The organism is Blautia obeum ATCC 29174 (assembly GCF_025147765.1).
GTDB classification, from domain to species: domain Bacteria; phylum Bacillota; class Clostridia; order Lachnospirales; family Lachnospiraceae; genus Blautia_A; species Blautia_A obeum.
The window spans coordinates 2,297,322-2,321,926 of sequence record NZ_CP102265.1 but is presented as its reverse complement, the minus strand read 5'-3'; the positions used below and the strand labels follow the sequence as shown (position 1 = coordinate 2,321,926).

Annotated in this window: 23 protein-coding genes and 2 pseudogenes; 17 read left to right on the top strand and 8 right to left on the bottom strand. The window is 39.4% G+C overall.

Annotation, left to right across the window (positions count from 1 at the left end; all coding sequences use genetic code 11):
* Positions 1 to 2 precede the first annotated feature (2 nt).
* From NQ503_RS11240 to NQ503_RS17765, 4 genes and pseudogenes are all read left to right on the top strand, one after another.
* Positions 3 to 2,624 (top strand): cation-translocating P-type ATPase, encoded by a 2,622-nt coding sequence (locus NQ503_RS11240; protein WP_005427485.1) that lies wholly within the window; start codon positions 3 to 5, stop codon positions 2,622 to 2,624.
* Positions 2,624 to 3,835 (top strand): AI-2E family transporter, encoded by a 1,212-nt coding sequence (locus tag NQ503_RS11235; protein ID WP_243007180.1) that lies wholly within the window; start codon positions 2,624 to 2,626, stop codon positions 3,833 to 3,835. Before NQ503_RS11240 ends, NQ503_RS11235 begins: the two co-directional genes overlap by 1 nt.
* A gap of 62 nt (positions 3,836 to 3,897) precedes the next feature.
* The gene (locus NQ503_RS11230) at positions 3,898 to 4,311 is read left to right on the top strand and encodes an EamA family transporter (protein WP_005427490.1); all 414 of its coding nucleotides are present in this window, start codon (positions 3,898 to 3,900) and stop codon (positions 4,309 to 4,311) included.
* A 142-nt stretch (positions 4,312 to 4,453) separates the two neighbouring features.
* Positions 4,454 to 5,428: pseudogene (locus tag NQ503_RS17765) on the top strand (5'-nucleotidase C-terminal domain-containing protein); the annotation flags it as partial.
* 221 nt (positions 5,429 to 5,649) lie between these two features.
* Here the strand turns inward: NQ503_RS17765 and NQ503_RS11220 are convergent.
* A complete protein-coding gene (locus tag NQ503_RS11220) occupies positions 5,650 to 5,844 on the bottom strand; it encodes a mobility-associated LCxxNW protein (protein ID WP_005427493.1) in 195 nt (64 codons plus the stop codon).
* A gap of 12 nt (positions 5,845 to 5,856) precedes the next feature.
* Positions 5,857 to 6,081 carry a transposase gene (locus tag NQ503_RS11215; RefSeq protein WP_005427494.1) on the bottom strand — a complete coding sequence of 75 codons (225 nt, stop codon included), beginning with the start codon at positions 6,079 to 6,081 and terminating at the stop codon, positions 5,857 to 5,859.
* Here NQ503_RS11215 and NQ503_RS11210 point away from each other — a divergent pair.
* The 7 genes from NQ503_RS11210 (at position 6,080) to NQ503_RS11180 (ending at position 13,832) form a co-directional block, all read left to right on the top strand.
* Entirely contained in the window at positions 6,080 to 6,727 is a 648-nt protein-coding gene (locus NQ503_RS11210; protein ID WP_005427495.1) for a DUF6040 family protein, read from the top strand. The two genes, NQ503_RS11215 and NQ503_RS11210, sit on opposite strands and share 2 nt — an antisense overlap.
* An 82-nt stretch (positions 6,728 to 6,809) precedes the next feature.
* Positions 6,810 to 7,403 carry a type IV toxin-antitoxin system AbiEi family antitoxin domain-containing protein gene (locus NQ503_RS11205; RefSeq protein WP_005427496.1) on the top strand — a complete coding sequence of 198 codons (594 nt, stop codon included), beginning with the start codon at positions 6,810 to 6,812 and terminating at the stop codon, positions 7,401 to 7,403.
* Positions 7,404 to 8,201: a nucleotidyl transferase AbiEii/AbiGii toxin family protein gene (locus tag NQ503_RS11200; RefSeq protein ID WP_005427497.1), complete on the top strand. Its 798-nt coding sequence runs from the start codon at positions 7,404 to 7,406 to the stop codon at positions 8,199 to 8,201.
* Between the two features lie 407 nt (positions 8,202 to 8,608).
* Positions 8,609 to 9,298: a response regulator transcription factor gene (locus NQ503_RS11195; RefSeq protein ID WP_005427500.1), complete on the top strand. Its 690-nt coding sequence runs from the start codon at positions 8,609 to 8,611 to the stop codon at positions 9,296 to 9,298.
* Entirely contained in the window at positions 9,274 to 10,539 is a 1,266-nt protein-coding gene (locus tag NQ503_RS11190; RefSeq protein ID WP_005427502.1) for a sensor histidine kinase, read from the top strand. Before NQ503_RS11195 ends, NQ503_RS11190 begins: the two co-directional genes overlap by 25 nt.
* 177 nt (positions 10,540 to 10,716) lie before the next feature.
* Positions 10,717 to 11,391: an ABC transporter ATP-binding protein gene (locus NQ503_RS11185; protein ID WP_006426335.1), complete on the top strand. Its 675-nt coding sequence runs from the start codon at positions 10,717 to 10,719 to the stop codon at positions 11,389 to 11,391.
* Positions 11,388 to 13,832, top strand: coding sequence for an ABC transporter permease (locus tag NQ503_RS11180; RefSeq protein ID WP_005427504.1), 2,445 nt, complete (start codon positions 11,388 to 11,390; stop codon positions 13,830 to 13,832). The genes NQ503_RS11185 and NQ503_RS11180 overlap by 4 nt, the downstream gene beginning before the upstream one ends.
* 594 nt (positions 13,833 to 14,426) lie before the next feature.
* Here NQ503_RS11180 and NQ503_RS11175 read toward each other — a convergent pair.
* On the bottom strand, positions 14,427 to 14,864 hold the full coding sequence (locus NQ503_RS11175; protein ID WP_005427505.1) for an Rrf2 family transcriptional regulator: 438 nt from the start codon (positions 14,862 to 14,864) through the stop codon (positions 14,427 to 14,429).
* Between the two features lie 154 nt (positions 14,865 to 15,018).
* Here NQ503_RS11175 and NQ503_RS11170 point away from each other — a divergent pair, with 154 nt between their 5' ends.
* From NQ503_RS11170 to NQ503_RS11160, 3 genes are read left to right on the top strand one after another with little or no spacing between them, the layout of a single operon-like run.
* On the top strand, positions 15,019 to 15,888 hold the full coding sequence (locus tag NQ503_RS11170) for an SIR2 family NAD-dependent protein deacylase (RefSeq protein WP_005427514.1): 870 nt from the start codon (positions 15,019 to 15,021) through the stop codon (positions 15,886 to 15,888).
* A gap of 5 nt (positions 15,889 to 15,893) precedes the next feature.
* Positions 15,894 to 16,736: an SIR2 family NAD-dependent protein deacylase gene (locus tag NQ503_RS11165; protein WP_233435773.1), complete on the top strand. Its 843-nt coding sequence runs from the start codon at positions 15,894 to 15,896 to the stop codon at positions 16,734 to 16,736.
* A 48-nt stretch (positions 16,737 to 16,784) separates the two neighbouring features.
* Positions 16,785 to 17,762: an SIR2 family NAD-dependent protein deacylase gene (locus NQ503_RS11160; protein ID WP_233435774.1), complete on the top strand. Its 978-nt coding sequence runs from the start codon at positions 16,785 to 16,787 to the stop codon at positions 17,760 to 17,762.
* 100 nt (positions 17,763 to 17,862) lie between these two features.
* Here NQ503_RS11160 and NQ503_RS11155 read toward each other — a convergent pair whose 3' ends face one another.
* Positions 17,863 to 18,861, bottom strand: coding sequence for a helix-turn-helix domain-containing protein (locus tag NQ503_RS11155; protein ID WP_005427519.1), 999 nt, complete (start codon positions 18,859 to 18,861; stop codon positions 17,863 to 17,865).
* Positions 18,842 to 19,240: an ArsR/SmtB family transcription factor gene (locus NQ503_RS11150; RefSeq protein ID WP_005427521.1), complete on the bottom strand. Its 399-nt coding sequence runs from the start codon at positions 19,238 to 19,240 to the stop codon at positions 18,842 to 18,844. The genes NQ503_RS11155 and NQ503_RS11150 overlap by 20 nt, the downstream gene beginning before the upstream one ends.
* Positions 19,241 to 19,274: 34 nt before the next feature.
* On the opposite strand from NQ503_RS11150, the pseudogene NQ503_RS17760 reads away from it, so the two are divergent.
* The 3 genes and pseudogenes from NQ503_RS17760 to NQ503_RS11135 form a co-directional block, all read left to right on the top strand.
* Positions 19,275 to 19,409: pseudogene (locus NQ503_RS17760) on the top strand (heavy-metal-associated domain-containing protein); the annotation flags it as partial.
* Positions 19,410 to 19,747: 338 nt separating this feature from the next.
* Positions 19,748 to 20,236 (top strand): DNA-deoxyinosine glycosylase, encoded by a 489-nt coding sequence (locus tag NQ503_RS11140; RefSeq protein WP_005427530.1) that lies wholly within the window; start codon positions 19,748 to 19,750, stop codon positions 20,234 to 20,236.
* Positions 20,203 to 20,361 carry a diguanylate cyclase domain-containing protein gene (locus NQ503_RS11135; RefSeq protein WP_117638637.1) on the top strand — a complete coding sequence of 53 codons (159 nt, stop codon included), beginning with the start codon at positions 20,203 to 20,205 and terminating at the stop codon, positions 20,359 to 20,361. Before NQ503_RS11140 ends, NQ503_RS11135 begins: the two co-directional genes overlap by 34 nt.
* A gap of 44 nt (positions 20,362 to 20,405) precedes the next feature.
* Here NQ503_RS11135 and NQ503_RS11130 read toward each other — a convergent pair whose 3' ends face one another.
* The 3 genes from NQ503_RS11130 to NQ503_RS11120 all read right to left on the bottom strand — a co-directional run bounded on the left by NQ503_RS11130 (position 20,406) and on the right by NQ503_RS11120 (position 24,479).
* Positions 20,406 to 21,707, bottom strand: coding sequence for an HlyC/CorC family transporter (locus tag NQ503_RS11130; protein WP_070100232.1), 1,302 nt, complete (start codon positions 21,705 to 21,707; stop codon positions 20,406 to 20,408).
* 27 nt (positions 21,708 to 21,734) lie between these two features.
* Positions 21,735 to 22,607, bottom strand: a complete 873-nt coding sequence (locus NQ503_RS11125) for a phosphoribosylaminoimidazolesuccinocarboxamide synthase (protein ID WP_022388390.1) — start codon at positions 22,605 to 22,607, stop codon at positions 21,735 to 21,737.
* A gap of 135 nt (positions 22,608 to 22,742) precedes the next feature.
* Positions 22,743 to 24,479, bottom strand: a complete 1,737-nt coding sequence (locus tag NQ503_RS11120; RefSeq protein ID WP_005427538.1) for a putative bifunctional diguanylate cyclase/phosphodiesterase — start codon at positions 24,477 to 24,479, stop codon at positions 22,743 to 22,745.
* Positions 24,480 to 24,605: the final 126 nt, after the last annotated feature.

The window sequence follows — 24,605 nt, the reverse complement described above, 5'->3', positions numbered from 1 at the left end:
TGATGAAGGAAATTTATCAGCAGACGGTAGAAGAGGTTCTTGAAAGGGTGAATGGGAAGAAATCTGGGCTTACGAGTGAACAGGTGAAAAGATCCAGAGAAAAATGTGGGTGGAATGAACTTACAGAAGGAAAGAAGAAAGGCATCCTGCAGATTTTCTTTGAACAGTATAAGGATTTTCTTGTATTGATTCTAATTGCATCAGCAATCATATCTGGTATGCTTGGAGATGTGGAAAGTGCGGCAGTTATCGTGACGGTTATTACGATCAATGCAATCTTGGGAACAATACAGACGGTAAAAGCAGAACAATCTCTGCAGAGTTTAAAGAATCTTTCTGGCCCGGAGGCAAAGGTATTGCGTGATGGTACAATCGTCCAGATTCCGGCAAGAGAACTGGTTGTTGGAGATGTGATACTGCTTGAAGCAGGAGATATGATTCCGGCTGATGGAAGACTGATTGAAAATGCAAGTCTTAAGATTGATGAGAGTGCTCTTACAGGAGAGAGTCTTGCAGTTGAGAAAAACATGGATACAATATTGACGGAAGCGCCACTTGGTGATCGGGCAAATATGCTGTTTTCCAGTAGTTTTGTAACGTATGGGCGTGGGAAAGCTATTGTAACGGATATAGGAATGCAGACAGAAGTTGGAAAGATTGCAGGACTTTTGAAGTCAACTTCGGAAAAACAGACACCACTCCAGGTGAGTTTGGAAGTCTTTGGAAAGAAGCTTTCCATTATGATTCTGATATTTTGCGGACTCTTATTTGCAATAAATGTGTTCCGCGGTGAAAAGATCAGCAGTGCATTTATGTTTGCAGTAGCACTTGCAGTGGCAGCAATTCCTGAAGCGTTAAGTTCTATCGTGACAATTGTACTTTCTTTCGGAACACAGAAGATGGCAAAAGAGCATGCAATCATTCGTAAACTACAGGCGGTAGAAGGGCTTGGAAGTGTTTCTATTATTTGTTCTGATAAGACAGGAACGCTCACACAGAATAAAATGACAGTTGAAGATTATTATATAGATGGAAAAAGAATTTCAGCAGAGGCAATTGATATATCAGATCAGGCACAAAAATGTCTTTTAAATTATAGTATTCTATGTAATGATTCGACAAATGAAAATGGAGTAGAAATTGGAGACCCAACAGAAACAGCATTGATTAATCTTGGAAGTCGATATGGAGTAGAGGCAGCAAGCATAAGAAAGCTTTATCCAAGAAATGGAGAACTGCCATTTGACAGTGATCGAAAGATGATGTCAACACTTCACCTGATAGATGGTAAAAATCAAATGATTGTAAAAGGTGCAGTCGACAAGCTCCTGGAACGTACAGAGCAAATCTGGACGAAAGAGGGAATTCGAAAAATTACTGAGGAAGATAAAGAAAAAATACAACGTCAAAATCAGAAATTCTCGATGGAAGGTTTAAGAGTACTGGCTTTTACCTATCGTGAAATTCCTAAGAATCACACATTAACGTCACAAGATGAGGATCACTTAGTATTTCTTGGTCTGATTGCGATGATGGATCCTCCGAGAGAAGAATCAAAAGCTGCGGTTGCGGAATGTATAAAAGCGGGAATTCGACCGGTTATGATCACAGGAGATCATAAAATCACAGCAGCAGCAATCGCAAAGAGAGTTGGTATATTACATGATTTGTCGGAAGCCTGTGAAGGTGCGGATATAGAAAATATGAGTGACGAGGAACTCAAAGAATTTGTCCCAAATATTTCTGTGTATGCAAGAGTGTCACCGGAACATAAAATCCGCATTGTTCGGGCCTGGCAGGAAAGAGGAATGATTGTGGCAATGACAGGAGACGGTGTCAATGATGCACCAGCATTAAAGCAGGCAGATATTGGCGTTGCGATGGGAATGACCGGAACGGAAGTTGCGAAAGATGCAGCAGCGATGGTACTTACAGATGATAACTTTGCAACAATCGTAAAAGCAGTGGAAAATGGGCGAAACTTATATCAGAATATCAAGTATGCGATACAGTTTCTTTTGTCAGGAAATTTTGGAGCAATTTTAACCGTTCTTTGTTCATCGGTTGCAGGACTTCCGGTGCCATTTGCACCAGTACATTTACTCTTCATTAATCTTTTGACGGATAGCTTACCGGCAATTGCGTTAGGCTTAGAGCCGGACAGAAGTGAAGTGATGAGTGAAAAACCGAGATTAGCAGATGAGTCGATATTGACAAAAGATTTTCTTAGCAAAATCGGTCTGGAAGGTTTGGTAATTGGAGCAATGACAATGATCAGTTTTTTGACAGGATACAACCAGAATGGTACATTGCTTGGAAGCACGTATGCTTTTGGAACTCTTTGTCTGGCACGTTTGTTTCATGGATATAATTGCAAATCAGATCATCCGGTCATTTTTACAAAAGGTCTCTTTCATAACAAGTGGCTTCAGGGAGCATTTGTGTTAGGTACAGTACTCATTACAACAGTACTGACGGTTCCTGGTTTCCATAACTTATTTAAAGTGGAAACTTTGAATCTGATGCAGCTTGGATGTGTATATTTATATGCTTTTGCAAGTCTTCCAATCATTCAGCTGCTTAAATGGATACGTATGAAATTAAGAAAAAGAGGAGAAAGATAGTGGATTTAAGCAAAATTGCTATAAAAAAAATCAGGGAACTTATTGTGTTTACAGCATTTCTTGTGGTTGTCCTGTGGAAATTTGATGTGGTGCTCGATGTGCTGAAAGCAATATGGGGGATCCTGTTTCCCTTTGTACTTGGCGGAGCAATCGCATTTGTGACCAACGTGCCAATGAGCTTTTTGGAAAAGAAAATTTTCGGAAGAGTAAAAAAAGAAAATAAGATAGTCGTAAAACTGGCAAGACCGATAAGTCTGCTCCTTACAATCATATTGGCGGTTGGTGTAATCGTACTGGTGATGTTCGGGGTGATTCCGCAGCTTACGCGGACAATGGGAACCCTGATGATGAGCATTGTAGATTTTATTCCGCAGATGCAAAGCTGGATCCGGGAATTCTCTCATAATAACCAGGAAATCATGAAGCTGGTAGATCAGGTACAGTTTAATCCGGACCAGGCGATCAAGTGGGGGATAAGTCTTCTTGGAAATGGTGCAGGAAATATGATGAATACCACAATGTCGGCAGTTGGTTCCATAGTCAGTGGATTAGCGACCTTTTTTATTGCTTTTTCGTTTGCCTGCTATGTTCTTTTTCAGAAAGAAAAACTGCATGTGCAGATCCGAAAAGTAGTTTTTGCCTTTCTTCCAAAGAAAAAGGCAGATGCTTTTCTTAAAATTTGTTCTCTGACTTATCGGACATTTGCGAATTTTCTTGCAGGTCAGTGTCTGGAAGCTGTGATCCTCGGATGCATGTTTGTGGTGATACTGAGTATTTTGGGGATGCCATATGCACTTTTGATCGGAGTTTTGATTGCGTTTACTGCATTGATTCCGATTTTCGGGGCCTTTATCGGATGTGCAGTGGGAAGTTTTTTGATCTTTATGGTAAATCCGAAACAGGCAATTTTATTTATTATAGTATTTCTGGTGCTGCAGCAGATCGAGGGAAATCTGATTTATCCTCATGTTGTGGGTGAATCTGTAGGGCTCCCGTCAATCTGGGTTCTTGCAGCAGTTACGATCGGTGGAAACCTTATGGGAATTGTGGGTATGCTTGTTTTTATTCCGCTGCTTTCCGTGTTCTATACTATTTTTCGGGAATTCGTATATCTGCGCCTGAAAAAAAAGCATATTAAACAGGTGACAAAGACAGAAATAGAGGAATATACGGTGGAGGAAATTGTAAATAGTGACATACCAGAAGGGTAATGATATGATGGACTTGTATTGGGATAGTTAAGAAAAAACTTATATTTAAGGGGGGAGTTACTATGTGGTTTGTGTTTGCCTTGCTGTCTGCTGTATTTGCGGCGCTGACCTCCATACTGGCCAAGGTAGGTATTACCGGTGTTAATTCGAATCTTGCAACAGCGATTCGAACGATGGTGGTGCTTGTCATGGCATGGGGAATGGTTTTCCTCACAAATACACAAGGTGGAATCACTGCGATCAGTAAAAAAAGCTGGCTGTTTCTGATACTTTCAGGTTTGGCAACAGGTGCCTCATGGTTATGTTATTATCGTGCTCTGCAGATAGGAGATGCATCTAGGGTTGTGCCGATAGACAAGCTGAGCGTTGTGATCACGCTGGTACTGGCATTTATTTTTTTACACGAGAAATTTACAGCAAAATCGCTGATCGGATGTATTTTGATTGGTATGGGAACATTATTGATGGTTTTGTAAAAAGGCATAAGAAAACTATACACAAAAGGAGAGGGCTATGAAAACACGAAAGAAAATTTCAGCAAGGCTTCTGGTAATCATGCTTGTTGCCACATTACTGCTTCCCTTTACATGGAATGTTCCGGTGGAAGCAGCCGAGACAAAACAGATCGATGCCCTGATGGATACGGTGGATAAGAATTATCTTGCTGATTTTGGCTATACAAGAGAAGAGGTTCTTGCTGAAAATGATGTTGAATTCAACAGTCTGGAAGAAATGGGTACGATGCACGAAGAGTTGAATCTTGGTGATATCATATCCGATGCATACATATATGCAGTGGAGAATTCCGAGTATTATGATGGTGATCCGGTTGATGTAGCCGTTGTTCCAAGCGGAACCGTGCGGGATACATACACAAAGGGCGATATCACAGTAGAGGATGTTTTTAATTCCTTTTCACTGGGGATCGGAAAGGACGGTGTTGCCGGATATCCGCTGATCAGTGCATACCTGACCGGAAAGGAGCTGAAGCTGGCAGCGGAGGTGGACGCTTCTGTATCGGATTTTATGACAACGGCAAGGTTATATTGCAGTGGATTGAATTTTGCATATAATCCACATCGGATGATTCTGAATAAGGTGACAGATTGTTATCTCACCAGGGCAGACGGAGAGTGGATCGAGATCCAGAATGACAAACTGTATCATGTTGTGACAGACCTGTATACCGGCCAGATGCTTGGTTCTGTGACGTAAATGTCCTATGGACTGCTGTCTCTTGAACCGAAGGACAGGGATGGGAATCCCATTGAAAATCTGGAAGATCAGGCGATCATGGAGGGTGACAGGGAATTAAAGGCCTGGGATGCGATCGCAAGATATATGCAGTCCTTTGAGGATACAGATGGCGACGGAATTGCCAATGTGCCGGAATATTATGAGACGACACATGGACGTAAGGTTGTGGAGGACAGCAGAAATATCATTGATCTGGTGAAGCAGCCGAATAAGTTTTCGGCAATGATCACAGGTATTTGTCTGATCTTTATAGTGATCATTGTGCTTGTGGTATTTCTGATCCGAAGGATGATCCGCAGGATCAAAGTCAGAAAAGGAAAGAAAAATTCAAAATAAATATACGGCTGAGAAGAAATCTGTCGCTTTAGCGGTTAATAGAGGATAATCAAAGTTCTTGAGGGTTTGCCAAACTTGTTGAGGGGCTTTCGTGAGGATTTCACTATAAAAACAAGCATAGTTGTTGAGGGTTCTTTGTGAGGGTCTTTTATGAGGGGCAAACTTGAGGGGCGAAAATGAGGGTCTGGCGGAAGCCAGACCCCTTTAATGTAAGAACGTTATTATTCGACGGGATATGGGATACCGTGATCGTTAAGTAATGCCTGTAGTAATTGAATGTATTCATTTTTTCGTTCAATTTCAATCCAGTTTGCCTGGCATAAAGAGCCGGCTTCTTCTAGTTCATATCTTGTGAGTTCATAATCAGTCCAGTTGAGGCATTTATGATTTTTACTGAATGCGCAATAGTTTTCCATGAAATTTTCCTCCTAAAATTCGTCGTTTTCAAGATAAGATACAGGGTTATAATCAGAAACACCGTTTAAGACAGGCAGAGCCCTTGTTGCATAAAGAAATCTGTTCCTAAAGTGCTCAAAATTGCGGAAACCACGCCCTAAGCGTTTTAAATCTTTGATTTTTCTGTTTAATGATTCAATGGGACCATTTGATAAACGGGTGTCATATATTTTTCCGTTTCCGATTTTTTCTACCATGATAAAAGAATTAATGATAGCTGTTGAGAAAAAAGTGCCTTATGAGAAATGTGAAAAATGTGACCGCACTGCTTACCAGAAAGCAAAAGAAAAATGCGATAACCGCAAAAGTCAGCTGGAAAAGAAATTTAAAAATATGACAACTGGTTATGAAAGTATCCTGTTCCTACTGGCATGGTACAGTATAACAATAACCCTGTTTACGGCTATTCTTTCGCCAGTTTTCCTTAACGACTGTATCACCTTTTTCGGTGTGTTAGGAAAAGGAATGGGAAGCTTGTTTCGGGAGTTTGTCATAGGTGCAGATTCTTTCGGACAGTTAAGCAGCGGAATACCTAACCGTATCCTTTCCGGGCTTATGTACTGGCTGATCGTAGCTATTGTTATGGGAATTTTATTTATAATAACCGGATTACTGATAGTTGGGATTGGCTATCAGGTTGGAAAAATCTACCGGAAATATTGCTGGGATATCCTCAGTATCATAGTGGCGATAACGAGTGCAGCTATTGTAATTTACTTTGGAGAATGGATTAAAAATGCTATTCCGATAAATCTCATGGTATTCCTATTACTATCACATGTTATTTATATTGGAATTCGATGTTATGTGAAAGGCTGGATGATAGAACGGGGATATTTTTAAAATCTAATTTGTTCATTGGCATTATTTATATTTACTTTCATACTAATATATATTATCATATTAGCATGAAAGGAGAATCTATATGACTCAATTTGAAAAATTAGATTTGTTATTGCGTGAATGTGGAGGGACAATTCAGACATTTCAAGTCCTAAATAATGGAATTAGTAAGTCTGTGTTTTATGCCTATGTGAAGGAACGAGGATTAGAGCAAGCTTCTCATGGTGTGTATGTATCACCTGATACGTGGACAGATGCGATGTTCCTTTTGCATTTGCGTTGTGGTCAAGCTGTATTTTCTCACGAAACTGCATTGTTTTTTCATGATTTAACGGACAGAGAGCCTTTGAAATACACCATAACAGTAAGAAATGGATATAATCCAAGCCGTTTGCAGGAAGACGGTTTTCAAGTGTATACAGTAAAAAAGGATTTACATGAAATAGGGATCACAACTATGCTGACATCATTTGGACATTCAGTTCCGGTTTATGATATGGAGAGAACGATTTGCGATCTGCTTCGCAGCAGGAAAAATATTGAAATGCAGGTATTCCAAGATGCATTAAAGCAATATGCGAAACGTAAGGATAAAAACTTACGAATGCTTATGAAATACGCAGCTATGTTCCATGTTGAAAAGATACTAAGACCATATTTGGAGGTGTTACTTTAGATGATAACAACGGCAAGACAATTAAAGGATTTGGTTCGTAATCTGTCAAAGAAAAAATCCGCAGATGCACAGATTTTGATGCGGAATTATATGATGGAACGTTTTTTAGAACGAATTTCTTTATCAGAGTATAAAAATCAGTTTATATTAAAAGGTGGGATGCTGGTGGCGGCAATGGTCGGTCTGGATGCCAGAGCTACTATGGATCTGGATGCTACCATAAAAGGCACTAATGTCAGTGTGGAGGATGTAGAGATGATTATATCCAAAATTATATCAATCCCTCTGAACGATGGTGTCTTGTTTCGGATCAAACGGATATCAGAAATCATGGAAGAAGCAGATTATCCGGGTGTTCGTGTAAGCATGGAAACAAAATTTGATGGAGTAATCACACCATTAAAGATTGATATTTCTACAGGAGATATCATTACACCAAGAGAAATCAAGTACAACTTTAATCTTATGCTTGAAAATCGCACAATCGAGGTATGGGCATATAATCTGGAAACGGTATTGGCTGAAAAACTGGAAACTGTTATTAGTCGAAACGTTACAAATACACGAATGAGAGATTTTTATGATATTTATATTTTACAAAAGTTGCATGGAAAACAACTCAAAAAGCAAGTTTTATGGAATGCACTTGTGGCAACTGCAAGAAAACGTGGAACATTGGAGCAGATAAACTCTGGGGATAGAAGAGAAATATTTGATGAAATAGAAATAAGTTCTGTTATGGAAAATTTATGGAAAACATATCAAAAAAATTATTCTTACGCTGCTGATATTTCATAGCATACAATTATGAAATCAATTTGTACATTATATGGAAGTATGTTAAAATGAAAGAAATTAAGTTAAAAGGGGAATAAGAAATATCCTTACAAGCGTATTCGGAATTTCTATAAAATATGAAGCAGGGAATCATCAGGATTCTTTGCCTGTTTATATTGCAGGGAGTTATGATTTTCACACAGCATATATTGGAAACAGACGCTGTATAATGCTTACTCCGACAGAAGAACTTGCCACACTTCCGGCATTGAAAAAGCAAAAGCATATTTGACGACTCCTTTCAGAGGATAACAGTGCTGACGATAGTTCCATTGTTTTATCTTTTGGAGATACAAACGATGAGAGAATTGAAGAAGCAGTACTCTGATATTAAATATATATAGTTAATAAAGAGAGGTGCATATGCTATGCCAGGTATACTTGTGGTTGAAGATGATGAAAATTTAAATCGTGGAATTACATTCTCACTGAAAAAATCCGGATATGAGGTTTTTTCAGCAGAATCAATGAAAAAAGCGAAAAGAATTGCAAGTGATAATAATGTGGATGTTACCATTTGTGATGTGAATCTTCCGGATGGGAATGGACTGGAATTTGTAAGGTGGATGAGATGCAATTATAATACATACATTATTTGTCTTACAGCACTAGATCAGGAGATGGATCAGGTCATGGGATATGAAGCAGGGGCAGATGATTATATTACAAAGCCGTTTAGTCTTTCGGTACTTCTTTTGAAAATAGAAGCACATTTCCGCCGCAGACAGGAGAAAACGGAAGCAGGAAAGATGATTTCGGGAGATATCGTATTTATCGCAGGAGAAATGAAAGTCCTGATAAAGAGTCGTGAAATCAGTCTGACAAAAACGGAGTTGAAAATGCTGACTTTTTTTCTTCAGAATCCGAAACAGATTCTTTCAAAAACACAAATATTGGAAAATGTGTTTGATCTGGAAGGGGATTTTGTGGATGAAAATACAATCGCTGTCAATATCAGAAGACTCCGTGAGAAAATCGAAGACAATCCGGCTGCACCGGTCTATATAAAGAATATCAGAGGTCTTGGGTATATATGGAATCAGGAGGTAAGGCAGTGACAAAGGGATATCGCAAGAAGATTACAGTAGTGCTCTCCTTGGTATTACCTGTCATATTATTGTTTGCAATATTAAATTGTTTTACCACGTATGTGTTTTATGAAGATTATAAATATAAAATGAATCTTATGACAGAGATTGTTGCAAAGGAAGAATTTTCCGGGCTGGATGCTGTTTCGGAATTGCTTAAGGATAAGGATATTGAAACTAACGAACAGGGAAGGCGATTATTGGAGCAATATGGATACTGGGGGAATAAAGGGAATGCATTTTATTCGCAATTCCGGCATCAGGTTATGGTGACCGGCGCTGTAAGCACTGTGATATGCGTGCTTTTTTTGACTTTTTTACTTTATTGGAAGAAAAAAGAAGATGCGTGTCATCAGAAAATTTTAGACCAGTTGGAAGAAATTCTGATCAGATTCCGTGAAAATAAATTTGATGATTTACTGAAAACGGAAAATCATGCAGAACTGGAAAAATTGAATGACCAGCTTGAAGCAATCGGACATCATATTCAGTTGATAAAGGAAGAAGCAAGGGCAGAAAAGGAGAACACGAAAGAAATGGTTTCTGATATTTCTCACCAGTTAAAGACACCGGTTGCAGCTTTGGATACATGTTTTAGTGTGCTGATGCAGAATGACTTAAGTGCCACAGAACAGGAGGAGTTTCGTATCCGTTGTCGGAGTGCTCTGGATGGACTGGAGACATTATTGCAATCGCTTCTTGAAATATCCAAGATGGAAACTGGACTGATTCAGATTAATAAGAAAAAACTTCCGCTTATGGATACTGTCATATCTGCTGTGAACCGCACTTATCCTAAAGCGGATGAGAAAGAAATTGAATTCGTTTTTGGCTATGAAAAAGAGCCGGAAACATGCACGATTATGCAGGATAAAAGGTGGCTTGGTGAAGCTGTGATCAACGTTCTGGATAATGCGGTCAAGTACAGTCCGTGTGGTTCAAAAATATTTATCCGGTTACAAAAAAGAAACTATCTTGTAAGAATGGAAATTGAGGATCAGGGAATTGGTATTCCGCAGAATGAGTATCACAAAATTTTTCAACGATTTTACAGAGGAAGTTCCAAGGAGGTCATGGAAAATAGTGGTACAGGAATCGGACTTTTTCTATCGAGAGAAATTATCGAAAAACATGCAGGTACGATTACGGTAACCTCCGGCAAAAAGAAAAAAGGAAGCACGTTTGTGATTCAATTACCATATGTTGGTTAAATTTTAAGTGAGCAGAAATCTTACAATTCTGTAAGATTTCTGCTCGTTTTTTGAAAGTGAAATGAAAGATTGTCCTGATACAATTTGGATGTAGGTTGAAAAATGACCAAATATATAAACAGGCAAAGAAAGCGTGCTGAAAAGGTACGCTTTACAGAATTGAAAAGGAGGCAACACATGAGTGTGATATTAGAAACCAAGCAGCTTTGTAAGTTTTATGGCGCAGGTGAGAATCAGGTCAAAGCGGTCAATCAGGTGGACATTCAGATTGAGCAGGGAGAATTTGTCGCAATTGTTGGAAAGTCAGGTTCCGGTAAAAGTACATTACTTCATATGCTTGGAGGGCTAGACACCCCGACAAAAGGCAGTGTTACTTTAGCAGGGAAAGATTTATACAGGATGAAGGAAGATGCCCTTGCTGTTTTCCGCAGAAGAAAAATTGGATTTGTTTTTCAGGCATTTAATCTGGTTTCATCTGTTAATGTCTGGGAAAATATTGTTCTGCCACTGGGGCTGGATGGAAGAAAAGTGGATGAAGCATATGTAAATGATATTATTGCAACTCTGGGGATTGAAAACCGGATTTATAATCTGCCAAATCAGTTATCCGGAGGACAGCAGCAGAGAGTAGCAATTGCAAGAGCACTGGTGAATCGTCCGGAAATTATATTTGCAGATGAGCCGACAGGAAATCTTGATTCTAAGACCAGTGATGAGGTAATCGCTCTGCTTAAGATGACAGCAAAAAAATATGGACAGACAATTGTAATGATTACCCATGATGACGAAATTGCACAGGTCGCTGACCGTATTCTGGTGATTGAGGACGGACAGGTGGTGGATTTCAGATGAAGACAATAAGCAGGATTGCATATAGCAATGACAAAAGGAACAGGACAAGAAGTATACTGATCATGATGGCAATCTGTCTGACCACGATGCTGCTTGTTATCATCAGTACTGTGGGAAATGGGGTAATTCATTTACAGAAAAGTCAGGCGGCAAGCTCATACGGAAGCAACTACGGCCTGTTTATCGCCGCAGACGGATTGCAGTTAAAAGAAGTAAACCGCCGTGCGGAAATAGATGCTACAGGCACTATGTGCACCGAAGGTATCATAAAAGGCAATGAAAAGGGCGGGTTTGTCTGCATGGATGAGACTGCAAGAAAAATGCTTCCTTATAATAAAGAATATGAGTTGAAGGAAGGAAAGTATCCGGAAAAAATGCAGGAAATTGCCGCAGGAAGAGCATTTTTTCGTGCAATGGGGTATGGTGATGTAAAGATCGGAGATACGGTTACACTGGATTACCGCGCAGGGATGCAGTCAGAATATAAGCCGGAAGAATTTGTTGTCAGCGGAATCCTATATGATCGGGATGAGTATACCATCGAGGCATCTTATGTTGCTTTCGGGTCACAGGAGTTTTATGATGAGCACGTCGCAGAGAATGACAGACAGTATAATATTTATTTTACTTTAAATGATTCTGCAAATGTATCTATGAATAATATTGATTCGGTTATAAAGCAGATTGCAGCAGCTTGTGGGATCGAAGAAAAAAACGTTATAGTCAATGATCTCTATTTGCAATGGGTCTTGCAGCCGAGTTATGAAACGATTGCGGTATGCGAAGTTTTGATTCTTGCAATTGTACTTTTCTCTGTTGTGGTCATTTATAATATTTTTCAGGTCGGTATTGCCAACAAGATACAGGAGTATGGAAAAATCAAGGCTCTGGGAGCGACAAAAAAGCAGATGAAACAACTGATCTTCAGAGAGGGTATGTTTTTGACAATTTCTTCAATACCAGTTGGATTGCTTCTTGGTTTTCTGATTGCAAAATGCGGTTTTAACTGGCTGGTAGAACAGGGAAACCTTGTATCAACCGGAACTGGCTCTATGGGAGTCCAAAATCAGCAGGTGCCTCTGTTTTCCCTGCCTGTTATGCTTCTCTGTATTTTCGTGTCATTTCTTACCGTTGCTTTGGCACTGCGTAAACCAATGAAAATTGTTTCACGGATTTCACCTATCGAGGCAACACGGTATTTAGAAAATGCAGAAACACAAAAAAAAGGAAAACGAAATGGCAGAAAAAATGTTACCGTGTTTTCTATGGCAATGGCAAATATAACGGGTAATCCAAAAAGAACTATTGGTACTATCCTCACACTGGGGCTTTCCTGCGCATTGTTTGTGATTATCTCTAATTATGTGGGAAATATTGACACGGAGCATGAAGCACGTCGTTACATAAATCATGGACAATTTGAACTGCAGCTTGACTATTCTGATGAGTATGATGAAAAATATCCGGAGAATAATCTGGATACGATTCTGACGGATAATCCATTGAATGATTCGCTGATTGAAGAAATCAAAAGCATTCCAGGAGTGACAGATGTCATGACGAGAGAGATTGTCTCTGTAAATCTGAACGGAACAAGATTTCCGGCTGATATTGTGAGTAAAAATGATTTTGATTTTATGCGCCAGGACGGGGATATTGGCTCTATGGACTATGATCAGGCGGTAAAGAATGGTGATATTTTCTTTGGCTGGTCAACGTGGATGGAACAAGATGGATATGCTCCGGGTGAATCCATTGCATTTGACTTTGAGAATGGAAGTGGAACCTATACCTATCAGGGAAAGATTGCAGGATCCTTTGCAAGTGCGGACACTTATCTTGTCATTCCGGAAGGTGTATACCGTTCCATGAATCCGAGAGGAACAGCCTATGGCTATCTGTGGGTGGACTGTGATAAAAAAGATGTGGCATCTGTAGAACAAAGTCTGAATACTTTGATTTCTAATACTTCGCATATAAAAATGGATACCTATCATGCGCAGTTACAATATGCAGAAGTCGCAGCCCGCATGATGAAGCTTGGCTGTTATCTGTTTATGGCGGTTGTAGGACTCATCGGTTTTATGAATATGGCAAACACCATGATTATGAATATTACGACAAAAAAGCAGGAATATGGTGTATTGCAGGCTGTGGGTATGACAAATAAACAATTAAATTTATGCCTGCAGTTACAGGGACTGATTTTTACGGTTGGCACCATATGCGTAGCTTTGATCATTGGTCTGCCGCTCGGCTATGCACTTTTTTCCTATGCAAAGCATAATGGAATATTTGGAATGAATGTCTATCATGTTCCAATTACACCAATTCTTGCTATGATTTTGCTGGTCGGTCTTTTGCAGATTGTGCTTTCCTGCGTTTTAAGCAGTAATCTGAAAAAGGAAACGCTGGTAGAAAGAATAAGGTATCAGGGATAGCAAGTAATATGTAATGAACTAGGTCTTAACGAAGAGGAGAAATAGATAACTTCCATTTTGTATGTATGATAAATCTAAACAGTATTTTAGCAACATTTCCTGAGTGGGGGCAGAAAGTGCCCCCACTTTCACTATTTGGGGGCGAAAAGCGCCACCATATATCATAAATGATGGGTTCAAGGGAAAAATCCCTTGCTAGAACAGCATTTGGATGGAGACATCTCTAATGCGTATCTAGCCGTCAACCTAAGAAGTATCAAGGCAGCCAAAACAGCAGATTAATCATGCAACATTTCCTACTGGTTAATTAAATTGAATTTGGTAGTGAGAATGTACTGCTCATCATCGCTGAGATAAAATTGCACCGGATTGGTGCGGTTTCTGTTTGCCATTGAGTCACGTCCTTCCTAAAAATGGGTACAAAAAAACTGCTGTAAAATGTTCGGTTTTTACAACAGTCTGTTTCGTGTTTAATTCAATTTTGGGTGTAACTACCCAAGGTTCCCTATGGAAATTTAACCACACAGACGATAGGAAAGTGTGGGGAATTTCGCCTGTGTCATGACACAGGCAGTGCTTGCTATTTTTGATTAGTTAAAGGTTTTTAACTTTCCTGATTTTAAAATAATACCGATCAATAATATCCTGTAATGTAATGGATTTCATTTTTTTATCTACCATATTTTGAATTTCATGATAGAAGTCCCCAATAGCGAATTGAATGTTGATACCGATTCCACAATCCGGATTGGTATCTGTGTCCAGGTGAAGCAGCGGCTTATCGCCCTCTACAGCTCGGTAGATGTCATACATATTGATTTTATCTGCCGATTTTGCAAGAGCGGCATTCGCATGACCTTGTGTGTTGACAATAATGCCTGCATTTTTCAGGGTTGCCATAAGCTGTCTGACATAAGCCGGGTTTGTCTTGATACTTTCTGCAATTTTTGTGCTGGAGAGTTGTTCGTCATCTCCAAGAGCAATAAATATAAGAATATGAATGGTGTCACTAAGCTTTGTGGAATATTTCATTTGTCACCTCGTATTTTCTCCTTGCAATTTTTAAAATTACATGATAATATGATTTTAATGCTTGATGTAAATTTAATTTTAACAAGTAAAAAAATAAAAGTCAAGCAAAATAAAAAGTGTGGAATCTGATATAAAAAAGGAGATAAGGTGGTGTATGCAAAAGGAGGAACAAGTCAGTTTTCTGGCAGAAAAAATCCGTCAGGCAGATGCCGTTTTAATAGGCGGTGGTTCTGGTCTTTCCAGTGCGGCGGGATATAACCATTATCATTGGCTACCCTATATGGAGGAATGTTTACAAGATTTCAAGGAGTGGTATGGACTGAAATCTCCTTTTGACGGTTTTTACTACTGTTATTCATCGCCGGAACAACAGTGGGCATATTATGCACGTTACATACAAAGTATGTGGGATGCACCTACAGGACAGCCATACTATGACCTGCGTGATATTGTGGCGGAAAAAGAAGTATTTGTTTTAACAACCAATATAGATATGCAGTTTGAACGGATTTTTCAGAAAGAAAGGATTTGCGATTATCAAGGTAACAGCGGCTATGTTCAATGCAGTCAGCCTTGCCATGACCAAATTTATTCCAATGTAGAAATGATTCGCAGGATGAACGAAAATATCCGGGAGCTGCGTGTTACTTCCGAGCTTCTGCCAAGATGTAATGAGTGCGGGAGAATTATGGTTCCCTGGGTAAGGGATGATACATTTTTGGAGGGGAAAGACTGGAGGGAAGGTGTAAGGCGATATGAGAATTTCCTAAAAAAATATCTCATGAATGGAACAGATAAGAATGTTGTACTGCTGGAGCTGGGGGTTGGTGAGATGACACCCAGTATTATTAAACTTCCATTTTGGGAAATGACATACAAAAATGAAAAGGTGTTTTATGCCTGTCTGAATCAGAAGAAATCCTCAACTCCAGAACATATAAAAGACAAAGGCATTTATATAGCAGGAGATTTGGCAGAAACCCTGCGGGATTTAAAAGAAAACATAGCGGGAAAGGAAATGTGATGAAGATGAATGTATATCAAGAGATAAGTCAAATCATCAAAGAAGCAGATGGTATTTTGATTGGAGCCAGTAATGGTTTGTCTATCGCAGAGGGATATAATATTTTTGCTGATGACGCATGGTTTCAGGAAAATATGGGCGATTTCAGAGAAAAATACGGACTGCGTTGTGTTTTACACGGATTTTCAGTGCCAATGAAGGTAGAAGAAAAGTGGGCGTTTGTAAGCAGACTTGTTAAGGCAAAAGCTATGCAGGATGAGCCGAGTGAGATTATGAAAAACATCTATGCCCTAGTAAAGGATAAAGAATATTTCGTAGTAACTTCCAATGCGGAGGATCATTTTGTGCCGGCAGGTTTTGAGGCAGACCGTGTTTTTGAAATGGAAGGGAAACTAACCCAGATGCGGTGCAAGAACAGATGTCATGACGAGGTCTATCCTAATCAAAAAGCAGTTCTCGCCATGACAGAAGAGGAAGTAAACGGAAGAGTACCCAAAGAGTTACTGCCGAAATGCCCAAAATGCGGTGGAGATATGGAAGTAAATTGGGGTGAGATGTCCTCGTTTACAGGAACGAAAAATTGGAAGGAAAAGGCTGCCCGCTATCAAGAATTTATTCAGAAGTTACATGGAAAGAAGCTGGTAATTCTGGAATTTGGCATTGGTTGGAGAAATCAGATGATTAAAGCTCCTTTGATGCATCTTGCAGCAGTAGAACCACAGGCAAGATATATCACATTTAACAAGGGCGAAATTTACATTCCAGAGGAAATCAAAGAAAAATCCATCGGTGTGGATGGTAATCTTATGGTAGCGTTAAAGGAAATCAGAAAAGGAAGGATAGACTAAGTAAAGTGGTTAAAGATATTACAGTTGTGAGATAGGAGAATGAAAAAAATGAGCTGTTACGAAAATTTGGTAATGAAAACACAAATGAACTATTCCAGACACTATAGTACCTATGCATCCGGCGGTACTGCTGTAGTGTTGAGCAAACAAAAACCACTTCCTTATGAGGAACAGATTCAGGAATTTGTTCGCAGAGTGCAGGAGGCAGAGTGTATCATAGTAGGCGGAGCATCCGGTTTATCAGCGGCTGGAGGTGGTGACTTTTATTATAGTGATACCCCTTCTTTTCGTGAACATTTTGGAAAATTTGCAGATAAGTATGGATTCAAAGGTGCTTTTAGCGGAATGATGCATCGGTTTTCTACAAGAAATGAACACTGGGGATATGTGGCAACCTTTTTAAATACTACACAAAATGCTCCTATCAGAGAGCCATATCTGGATTTGGATAGAATTTTGCAGGGAAAGGATTTTCATATCTTAACGACTAATCAGGATACACAATTTGTAAAGATTTATCCGGAAGAAAAGGTCAGTGAGATTCAGGGAGATCATCGTTTCTTCCAGTGTTCCCAGTGTTGTCAGGATGAAACATGGGATGCCGTACAACCTGTGGCAGATATGATTGCGGCTATGGGAGAGGGGACAATGGTGCCGGATGAACTGATTCCTCGCTGCCCTCATTGTGGTGCGGAAATGTTTCCGTGGGTAAGAGGATATGGGAATTTTCTGCAAGGGAAAAAATACGAAGAAGAATATGAGAAAATCTCAAAATACATTCAAAAGAACAAAGATAGAAAAATTCTCTTGATAGAACTTGGAGTAGGGCGCATGACACCGATGTTTATACAGGAACCGTTTTGGGAACTGACAAACAGCTTGAAAGATGCATATTATATCTCCGTAAATTCAGAATATCAGTTTTTGCCGGAATTCATTGAAGATAAGGGGATTGCTATTTTGGGAGATATAGGAACAGTGTTAAAAGATTTGCGGAAAGCAAAAGAGGAAAGTGCATTTGTATAGGATACTTGTTCTTGATATTCCACTTAATGGAGAAACATTAGAATATTGATTGACACAAAACTGCACTCAGGGATATTGTGGGTGCAGTTTTGCATTAAAATTATTGATTACGATACAGTTTCTGATATGCAGTAGGTAATATCTGAAATATATCTCGGAAAGCCGATGTAAATTTACTTTGGCTTTTATATCCCACAGCGGCGGCAATTTCCGAAATAGATTTATCTTCCTGCAACAGCATATTCGATGTCGACTTCATACGGTATTCTTTCATGTAAGAAGCGATGGGCATTCCATAGACTGCTTTGAAAACGGATTTCAAAGTAGTGGTGTTCATCAGGTACTGTTTTGACAACTCTTCAATAGTATAGTGGCGTTTTAGGTCGGATGTCATCAGACTGTGAATTTCTTTGATAGTTTCCACCTGCCCAGAAACATACTGGTTCAATCTTTTTGTATTTTCTAAATCCAGCATATCTAAAAACAACAGCAACTCTTGAACTTTTAATTTGAAATAAGGTAAGTACATTCTTTCTGGCAAATCATATAATTCTGAAAAAATATGTTCGATTTTCTCGCTGGCTGGTATAGCAGTATGCCCTGCTTGTTCACAAAATTTTGCGTAGAGGTTATTTCCGTTGATGCCTGCTTCAGAAAGAATGTCTGGTGGTGTAGCAGTTAGCGCATTCAAATCAATGAAGACGGATACACCTTGATAATATCCTAATGGCAGGTTCATGGCAGAATCCGCACATGAATGCAGTGTGTGGAGAGATAAATCTCCGGGGCCCAAATATATTGTGGATTGATCCTGCATTTTCCAGCCCATTCTTCCACTTCGGCAGTGATTGATCTGCATAGCAGAGTGGACAGGTCTATGCTGAAATTCAAAACAATTTGCATAGTAATAATTAAAAGAAAGTTCAATTCCGGGAAAAACAGAATAAGTATCTACTAGTCCCCTTCCATCGGAGCAATAGCGAAAATCCTTATTGAAAATAGTGTTTTCATGTGTACTGTTATGGCGGTTTATGATGATTTTTCCATTTGGAATATCTTTCAAAATATCTTCCGTATTTTTATCGTGTTTCCGTGTCATTTGATACCTCCGTTTGATGCTCTGTGGAATCGGATAAGGAAATTAATCTTTCAAGGCAGCTATGCAGAGTGTGAACCTGTGGGGTATCAGCAGGTTTATAATAGACTTCCTTTCCACTCCGATGGCTGACAATCAGCCGTCGGGTTTTTAATTGTCTTAGATGATGAGATACAGCAGGACTGCTCATACCAACAAGGGAAGACAGGTTGATTACGCATTCTTCATAGTGACATAAAATCCAAAAAATACGCAGTCTGCTTTCATCACTGAGTAATCCGAATAGTTCTGCAGATGTCTGAAATTCTTGTGGAGCAGGAAGCAGAGAAAACAGCTCATCAGCTGATTCGCCATGATTATGTGGCAATGTAATTTGTGTCATATGTTCTACCTCTTTTTCGATTATGATAATGTCTGCAGCAGCAACCGTAAACTTTATGACACAGAAGATGATTGTGGAGTTTGAGGAAGGAAAAGAGCCGGGAACCGTTATGAAAGATGTTTTAAAGGCTTGCAAGAAGGTAGAACCGGATTGTGAGATTGCTCTTTAATTTTTAGCTGACCAAGTAACCGGAAAAGCACTCTTGAAAAGCCTGGACAGTTTCGAGGGTGCTTTTTCATAATAAATATTAAACTATTAAGCAATAATTGAAAGAAGATAGAAATGGACAGTGTTATTTTTAACAGAAAAGATACATGGACAGATACGAATGGTGTGGAGTGGAACCAGAAAGTGAAGTAAAAAATATAACATGACATAATCGGATTGACTAAAAGAACACAGATATTTATAATGTAGGCAAAATAAGAATGCAGAACTTCGAGAGGAATAGATCACTTTACTAATGGCAGTAAAATGGTTCTAATGTGAGCGGAGAAAGAGGTTATTATGATAAAACACACAATAGCACCCATATATGACAAGAATTCCCGTATCCTGATACTGGGGAGTTTTCCATCTGTAAAATCGAGAGAACAGCAATTTTTTTATGGCCATAAGCAAAACCGTTTTTGGAAAGTACTTGCCGGGATTCTGGGATATGAAGTGCCTCAGACAATTGAGGAGAAGAAGGAGATGCTTCTGGCGAATCATATTGCTGTATGGGATGTGATTCAGAGCTGTGAGATTGAAGGCTCTTCAGATGCCAGTATTCATGAGGTGATTCCGAATGATCTGTCGGAAATTCTTGCGACGGCAGATATCCGGGCAATTTATACAAATGGTGGAAAAGCTTTTGAATTGTATGATAAATACATTTACCCGGTGAATGGAATCAAAGCACAGAAACTTCCGTCAACGAGTCCTGCCAATGCAGGATATTCACTGGAGCGGCTGAAGGAAGCATGGATGGAGATCGTGAAAACGCTTATTATGTGACTGTATCGGCAGGTATTTTTGTAATGTGCAGGGATAAAAAAATTTCCACGGAAGATACATTGTCCAGGGCAGATGAACGACTGTATGAAGCAAAGAAGCATAAAACACAAATGCTGATAAAATAAAAAAGGAAGCACTGTTCTGAAGAAATCAAAACAGTACTTCTTTTTTATGCTTCTTTTGAAGACTCAGAATCACCGGATTCTGTTTCCTCAGTTGCTTCAGGAAGAATCACACGTACACTTTCAATGCGGTTTTTATCCAGCTTCTCAACTACCAGGCGGATATGATCATCTGTAATAACCTGGTCACCTGCGACCGGAAGACGATCCAGATGTTCAATGATGAGACCACCCAGAGAATCGTAATCTTCAGAATCAAGATGAGTGCCGAGATGATCATTTACGTCATCAAGACTCATGGATCCTTCTACGATATATTCACGGTCGGAAAGCTTTTTGATCAGTTCATTTTCGCTTTCATCGTATTCATCATGAATTTCTCCAACGATTTCTTCGAGAATGTCCTCCAGGGTGATAAGTCCGGTCATTTCACCATATTCATCAAGAACAATGGCGATGTTGAAAGTAGATTCACGCATTTCGACCAGAAGTTCAGAAATATCCTTGTATTCATAAGTAAAATGTGGCTTGCGGAGATAATCACGGATATTAAAAGGCTTGGTTGAATCATACAAAAGAAGATCCTTCATGTTGATGATACCAACGATATTGTCTTGTGTATTTTCATAGACAGGAAGACGCGTAAAACGATCCTCACGGAAAATATCAATCAGTTCATCATAAGTAGAATCAACATCCGCAAAAGATACATTGACTCTTGGAACCATAATATCTTTGGCATCTGCATCTCCCAGATCGAATACATTGTAGATCATTTTCTTTTCGTCAGATTCGATAACACCATCTTCATGGCTGACATCTACGATCGTACGAAGTTCTTCTTCTGTCATAGCCTTATTAGCAGCATCCGGATCCACACGAAGCAATTTCATGAATACACGTGACACCATATTGATAATAAAAATAAATGGAGTCATGATCATCATAAAAAAACTAAGAATAGGAATGTAGCGCAGGGTGATTTTTTCTGCATTCAATGTAGCATAATTCTTAGGTGTGATTTCACCAAATATAAGGATGGCTACAGTAAGGGCAGCTGTGGCAATACTCACCATGTATCCGCCAAAACTGTATGCCAGTGAAGTGGCAAGAGAGGAGGCGGTGATATTAACAAGGTTATTTCCAATCAGAATAGCGCTGAGCATTTTGGGGGTATGATTCTCAACAATGTCCAGAACCTTTGCAGCACGTTTGTTGCCTTCATCGGCAAGGGCGCGCAGCCTTATTTTGTTGACTGCCATAAGAGCAGTTTCATTTGATGAAAAAAATGCGGATAACGCCAGTAATATGATCAGAATAATTAGCTGGTAAGTGTCACTTGCATCCACTCGTAAAATTCACTCCTTTAAGTTGTATTAGTCGAGATCTTTGCCTGTAAGCATTTTGTATGCCTGCAGATATTTTTCGATAGTTTTGTCTACGATTTCCTGTGGTAGTGTCCAGTCGTTTCCAGGATGAGAAGTCAGCCAGTCACGTGCAAACTGTTTGTCGAAAGAAGGCTGTCCATGGCCTGGTTCATATCCTTCTGCCGGCCAGAAACGGGAGCTGTCAGGTGTCAGCATTTCATCACCGATTACCATATTACCGTCTTCATCCAGGCCGAATTCAAATTTGGTATCTGCAATGATAATGCCTTTACTTAATGCATATTCAGCGCATTTTTTGTAAAGAGCAATCGTATTATCGCGAAGTTTTTCTGCAAGTTCGCGTCCTCTGCCAGGGAAATATTTTTCGAGATGGTCAATACTCTGCTCAAAAGAGATATTTTCATCATGATCACCAATCTCGGCTTTGGTTGACGGGGTGTAAATAGGCTCAGGAAGCTTGTCGGATTCTTTTAAGCCTTCAGGAAGAGTGATTCCGCAGACAGTGCCATTTTCCTGATAGCTCTTCCATCCGCTGCCTGTAATATAACCACGAACGATACATTCAATTGGAAGCATGTTCAGTTTGCGGCACATCATAGATTTTCCGGTATATTTCTCTTGCTGGAAAAATTCAGGCATGTCTTTTACATCAACAGAAATCATGTGGTTAGGCAGAATGTCCTCGGTCAGATCAAACCAGAACTTGGACATCTGTGTCAGTACAGTTCCTTTTTTGGTTACTTCATTGTTAAGGATAACATCAAAACAGCTGATACGGTCAGTTGCTACCATGATCAAACTGTCTCCGTTATCATAGATCTCACGTACTTTACCTTCTTTAATAGGTTTTAATTCCTGCATGTCTTTGCACCTCGTCATATGATTTTTAAAATTTCAAGGTTAAAATAGCACTTTTTACCGCGGACTGTCAAGATACAATTCTAATTGTACAGACAAATGCACAAAAAATCGGACAGGTTTTCAGATAATGTCGTCTCAGACTGTTTTTTCGCGAATGATAACAACAATCCATGGATTCTGTGCATCACATTTGTTGCCGGCGAGAAATTCCATAGTCGTAGAGATATAATCATTGTCCAAACAACGGCGGAACTGATAGGTGAGCTGTTTATGGCCACCAAAGAAAATGTCCTGCAGTGAAGAGAGTGTGATTCTTGAACGGTATAATTCTACGTCGTCGGGATGAATCAGGTTTTCGTTGAGAATACGACGATTGTATAATTCAAAATTATGCTCCAGTTCAAGTTCCTTGCCATGAAGCCGATAATCTCTTTTGAGGATTTCGTATTCTGCATTGCTGAGATTCAGTCTTGCAAGAAGCAGGAAATTTTCCGCAAGGATCTTAAAAATGGAATGTGTAACCGTTGTTTCATGAAGAAGTTCTACGGATGATTTTGGTTCTGTCACAGTAGTATCATCTGAAACAGCTTTGTGGGCATGATTATAGTGTTCATGAGGAACATTACTGAGAAGGTCCTCGGCATCTGCGACTGGCATTGGTTTGAAGAAAAAGTATCCCTGCGCATAAACACAGTTCATGGAATGAAGCATCTCAATCTGCTCCGGAGTTTCCACACCTTCTGCAATAATAGGAAGCTCCAGTTTGTGTGCCATGTTAACAACAGAATTAATGATCTGAATACCTTTCTGGCGGTTTTCTGGATTCATTTCAATAAATTTCATATCAAGTTTCAAAATATCGACATTGGCATCCTTGAGCATATTAAGAGAAGAGTAACCACTTCCAAAATCATCCATAAGAATACAGAAACCATACTGATGAAGCTGATCAATCGTTTTTCTTACAATGATATTATTTTCGGAAAATGCAGTCTCAGTAATCTCCACAAGGAGCATTTCGGGTGTCAGTCCATATTTTATGATAAGATCCTGAAGAAATTCAGGAACATTGATCGTTTCAATGTCAGCTACAGAGACATTGATGGAGATAGGAACAACATAAAGATGATCTTTTTTCCAATAGGCCAGAGTCTGGCAGACTGCATCCCAGATATAAGTATCCAGTGCAGTGATCATACCGTTATTCTCGAGAAATGGAATAAATTCTCCTGGAGAAACAAAACCACGGGAAGGACTGATCCAGCGGGAGAGAGCTTCCATACTGACGATTGCACCAGTGATACTGTTGCATTTGGGCTGCAGATAGAAAGTAAATTCTTTGTTTTCCAGACCGACTTTTACGTCGTGGAGCATCTGTTGTTCTTTTTCCAGCTGATCAATGATCTCATTTGTGAAATAACAGATCCGTTTATTAAAATTTCCCTTGATCTCGGAAGCAGCGAGCTGTGCATTGTTACACATGGTCGCTGTATCCGGATGCTTCTCTGTAATGGGGTAGATACCGATGATTGGAAGAAACCCCTCGTTCTGACTGTGGATGCCAATATAACTGCGAATTGTTTTGTAGATCAGATTGATCAGTTGCTCGTCATCAGGAATATACATAAAGAAATGATCTCCACCGAAATAGCCAGCCAGGTATCCTTTCATCTGCTGTACACGAAGCAGGTACTGACTGATATTCTGAAGCAGAATATCCCCTGCTTCCTGTCCGTACCAGTTATTAAATAATTTAAAACGTTCGATGTCGATGGAAATGATACACCAGCCAGATGATTCGCATGCATCAAGGAATTCTTGAGCTTTTTCAAGAAATTCCGATCGATTGTACAGCACATTTGTTATGCCCATAAGAATATGTCCTTTAACTATATGATTAAAAATAATTATACCATTTATAAAAATATTATTCAATATAATAAACAGTATGTTGTTATAAAAAATGTAGATATATTGTAATATTTCTGTTATGATAAA

Bases quoted from the DNA above. Each gene is read 5' to 3' on its own strand.
- NQ503_RS11180 (WP_005427504.1), top strand. From the start codon at position 11,388: ATGAAGACAATAAGCAGGATTGCATATAGCAATGACAAAAGGAACAGG.
- NQ503_RS11125 (WP_022388390.1), bottom strand. From the start codon at position 22,607: ATGCAGGAATTAAAACCTATTAAAGAAGGTAAAGTACGTGAGATCTAT.
- NQ503_RS11165 (WP_233435773.1), top strand. From the start codon at position 15,894: ATGAATGTATATCAAGAGATAAGTCAAATCATCAAAGAAGCAGATGGT.
- NQ503_RS11220 (WP_005427493.1), bottom strand. From the start codon at position 5,844: ATGGAAAACTATTGCGCATTCAGTAAAAATCATAAATGCCTCAACTGG.
- NQ503_RS11120 (WP_005427538.1), bottom strand. From the start codon at position 24,479: ATGGGCATAACAAATGTGCTGTACAATCGATCGGAATTTCTTGAAAAA.
- NQ503_RS11155 (WP_005427519.1), bottom strand. From the start codon at position 18,861: ATGACACGGAAACACGATAAAAATACGGAAGATATTTTGAAAGATATT.
- NQ503_RS11205 (WP_005427496.1), top strand. From the start codon at position 6,810: ATGACTCAATTTGAAAAATTAGATTTGTTATTGCGTGAATGTGGAGGG.
- NQ503_RS11175 (WP_005427505.1), bottom strand. From the start codon at position 14,864: ATGAAATATTCCACAAAGCTTAGTGACACCATTCATATTCTTATATTT.
- NQ503_RS11135 (WP_117638637.1), top strand. From the start codon at position 20,203: ATGGATGGAGATCGTGAAAACGCTTATTATGTGACTGTATCGGCAGGT.
- NQ503_RS11200 (WP_005427497.1), top strand. From the start codon at position 7,404: ATGATAACAACGGCAAGACAATTAAAGGATTTGGTTCGTAATCTGTCA.
- NQ503_RS11215 (WP_005427494.1), bottom strand. From the start codon at position 6,081: ATGGTAGAAAAAATCGGAAACGGAAAAATATATGACACCCGTTTATCA.
- NQ503_RS11160 (WP_233435774.1), top strand. From the start codon at position 16,785: ATGAGCTGTTACGAAAATTTGGTAATGAAAACACAAATGAACTATTCC.
- NQ503_RS11195 (WP_005427500.1), top strand. From the start codon at position 8,609: ATGCCAGGTATACTTGTGGTTGAAGATGATGAAAATTTAAATCGTGGA.
- NQ503_RS11210 (WP_005427495.1), top strand. From the start codon at position 6,080: ATGATAAAAGAATTAATGATAGCTGTTGAGAAAAAAGTGCCTTATGAG.
- NQ503_RS11240 (WP_005427485.1), top strand. From the start codon at position 3: ATGAAGGAAATTTATCAGCAGACGGTAGAAGAGGTTCTTGAAAGGGTG.
- NQ503_RS11185 (WP_006426335.1), top strand. From the start codon at position 10,717: ATGAGTGTGATATTAGAAACCAAGCAGCTTTGTAAGTTTTATGGCGCA.
- NQ503_RS11170 (WP_005427514.1), top strand. From the start codon at position 15,019: ATGCAAAAGGAGGAACAAGTCAGTTTTCTGGCAGAAAAAATCCGTCAG.
- NQ503_RS11140 (WP_005427530.1), top strand. From the start codon at position 19,748: ATGATAAAACACACAATAGCACCCATATATGACAAGAATTCCCGTATC.
- NQ503_RS11190 (WP_005427502.1), top strand. From the start codon at position 9,274: ATGGAATCAGGAGGTAAGGCAGTGACAAAGGGATATCGCAAGAAGATT.
- NQ503_RS11150 (WP_005427521.1), bottom strand. From the start codon at position 19,240: ATGACACAAATTACATTGCCACATAATCATGGCGAATCAGCTGATGAG.
- NQ503_RS11230 (WP_005427490.1), top strand. From the start codon at position 3,898: ATGTGGTTTGTGTTTGCCTTGCTGTCTGCTGTATTTGCGGCGCTGACC.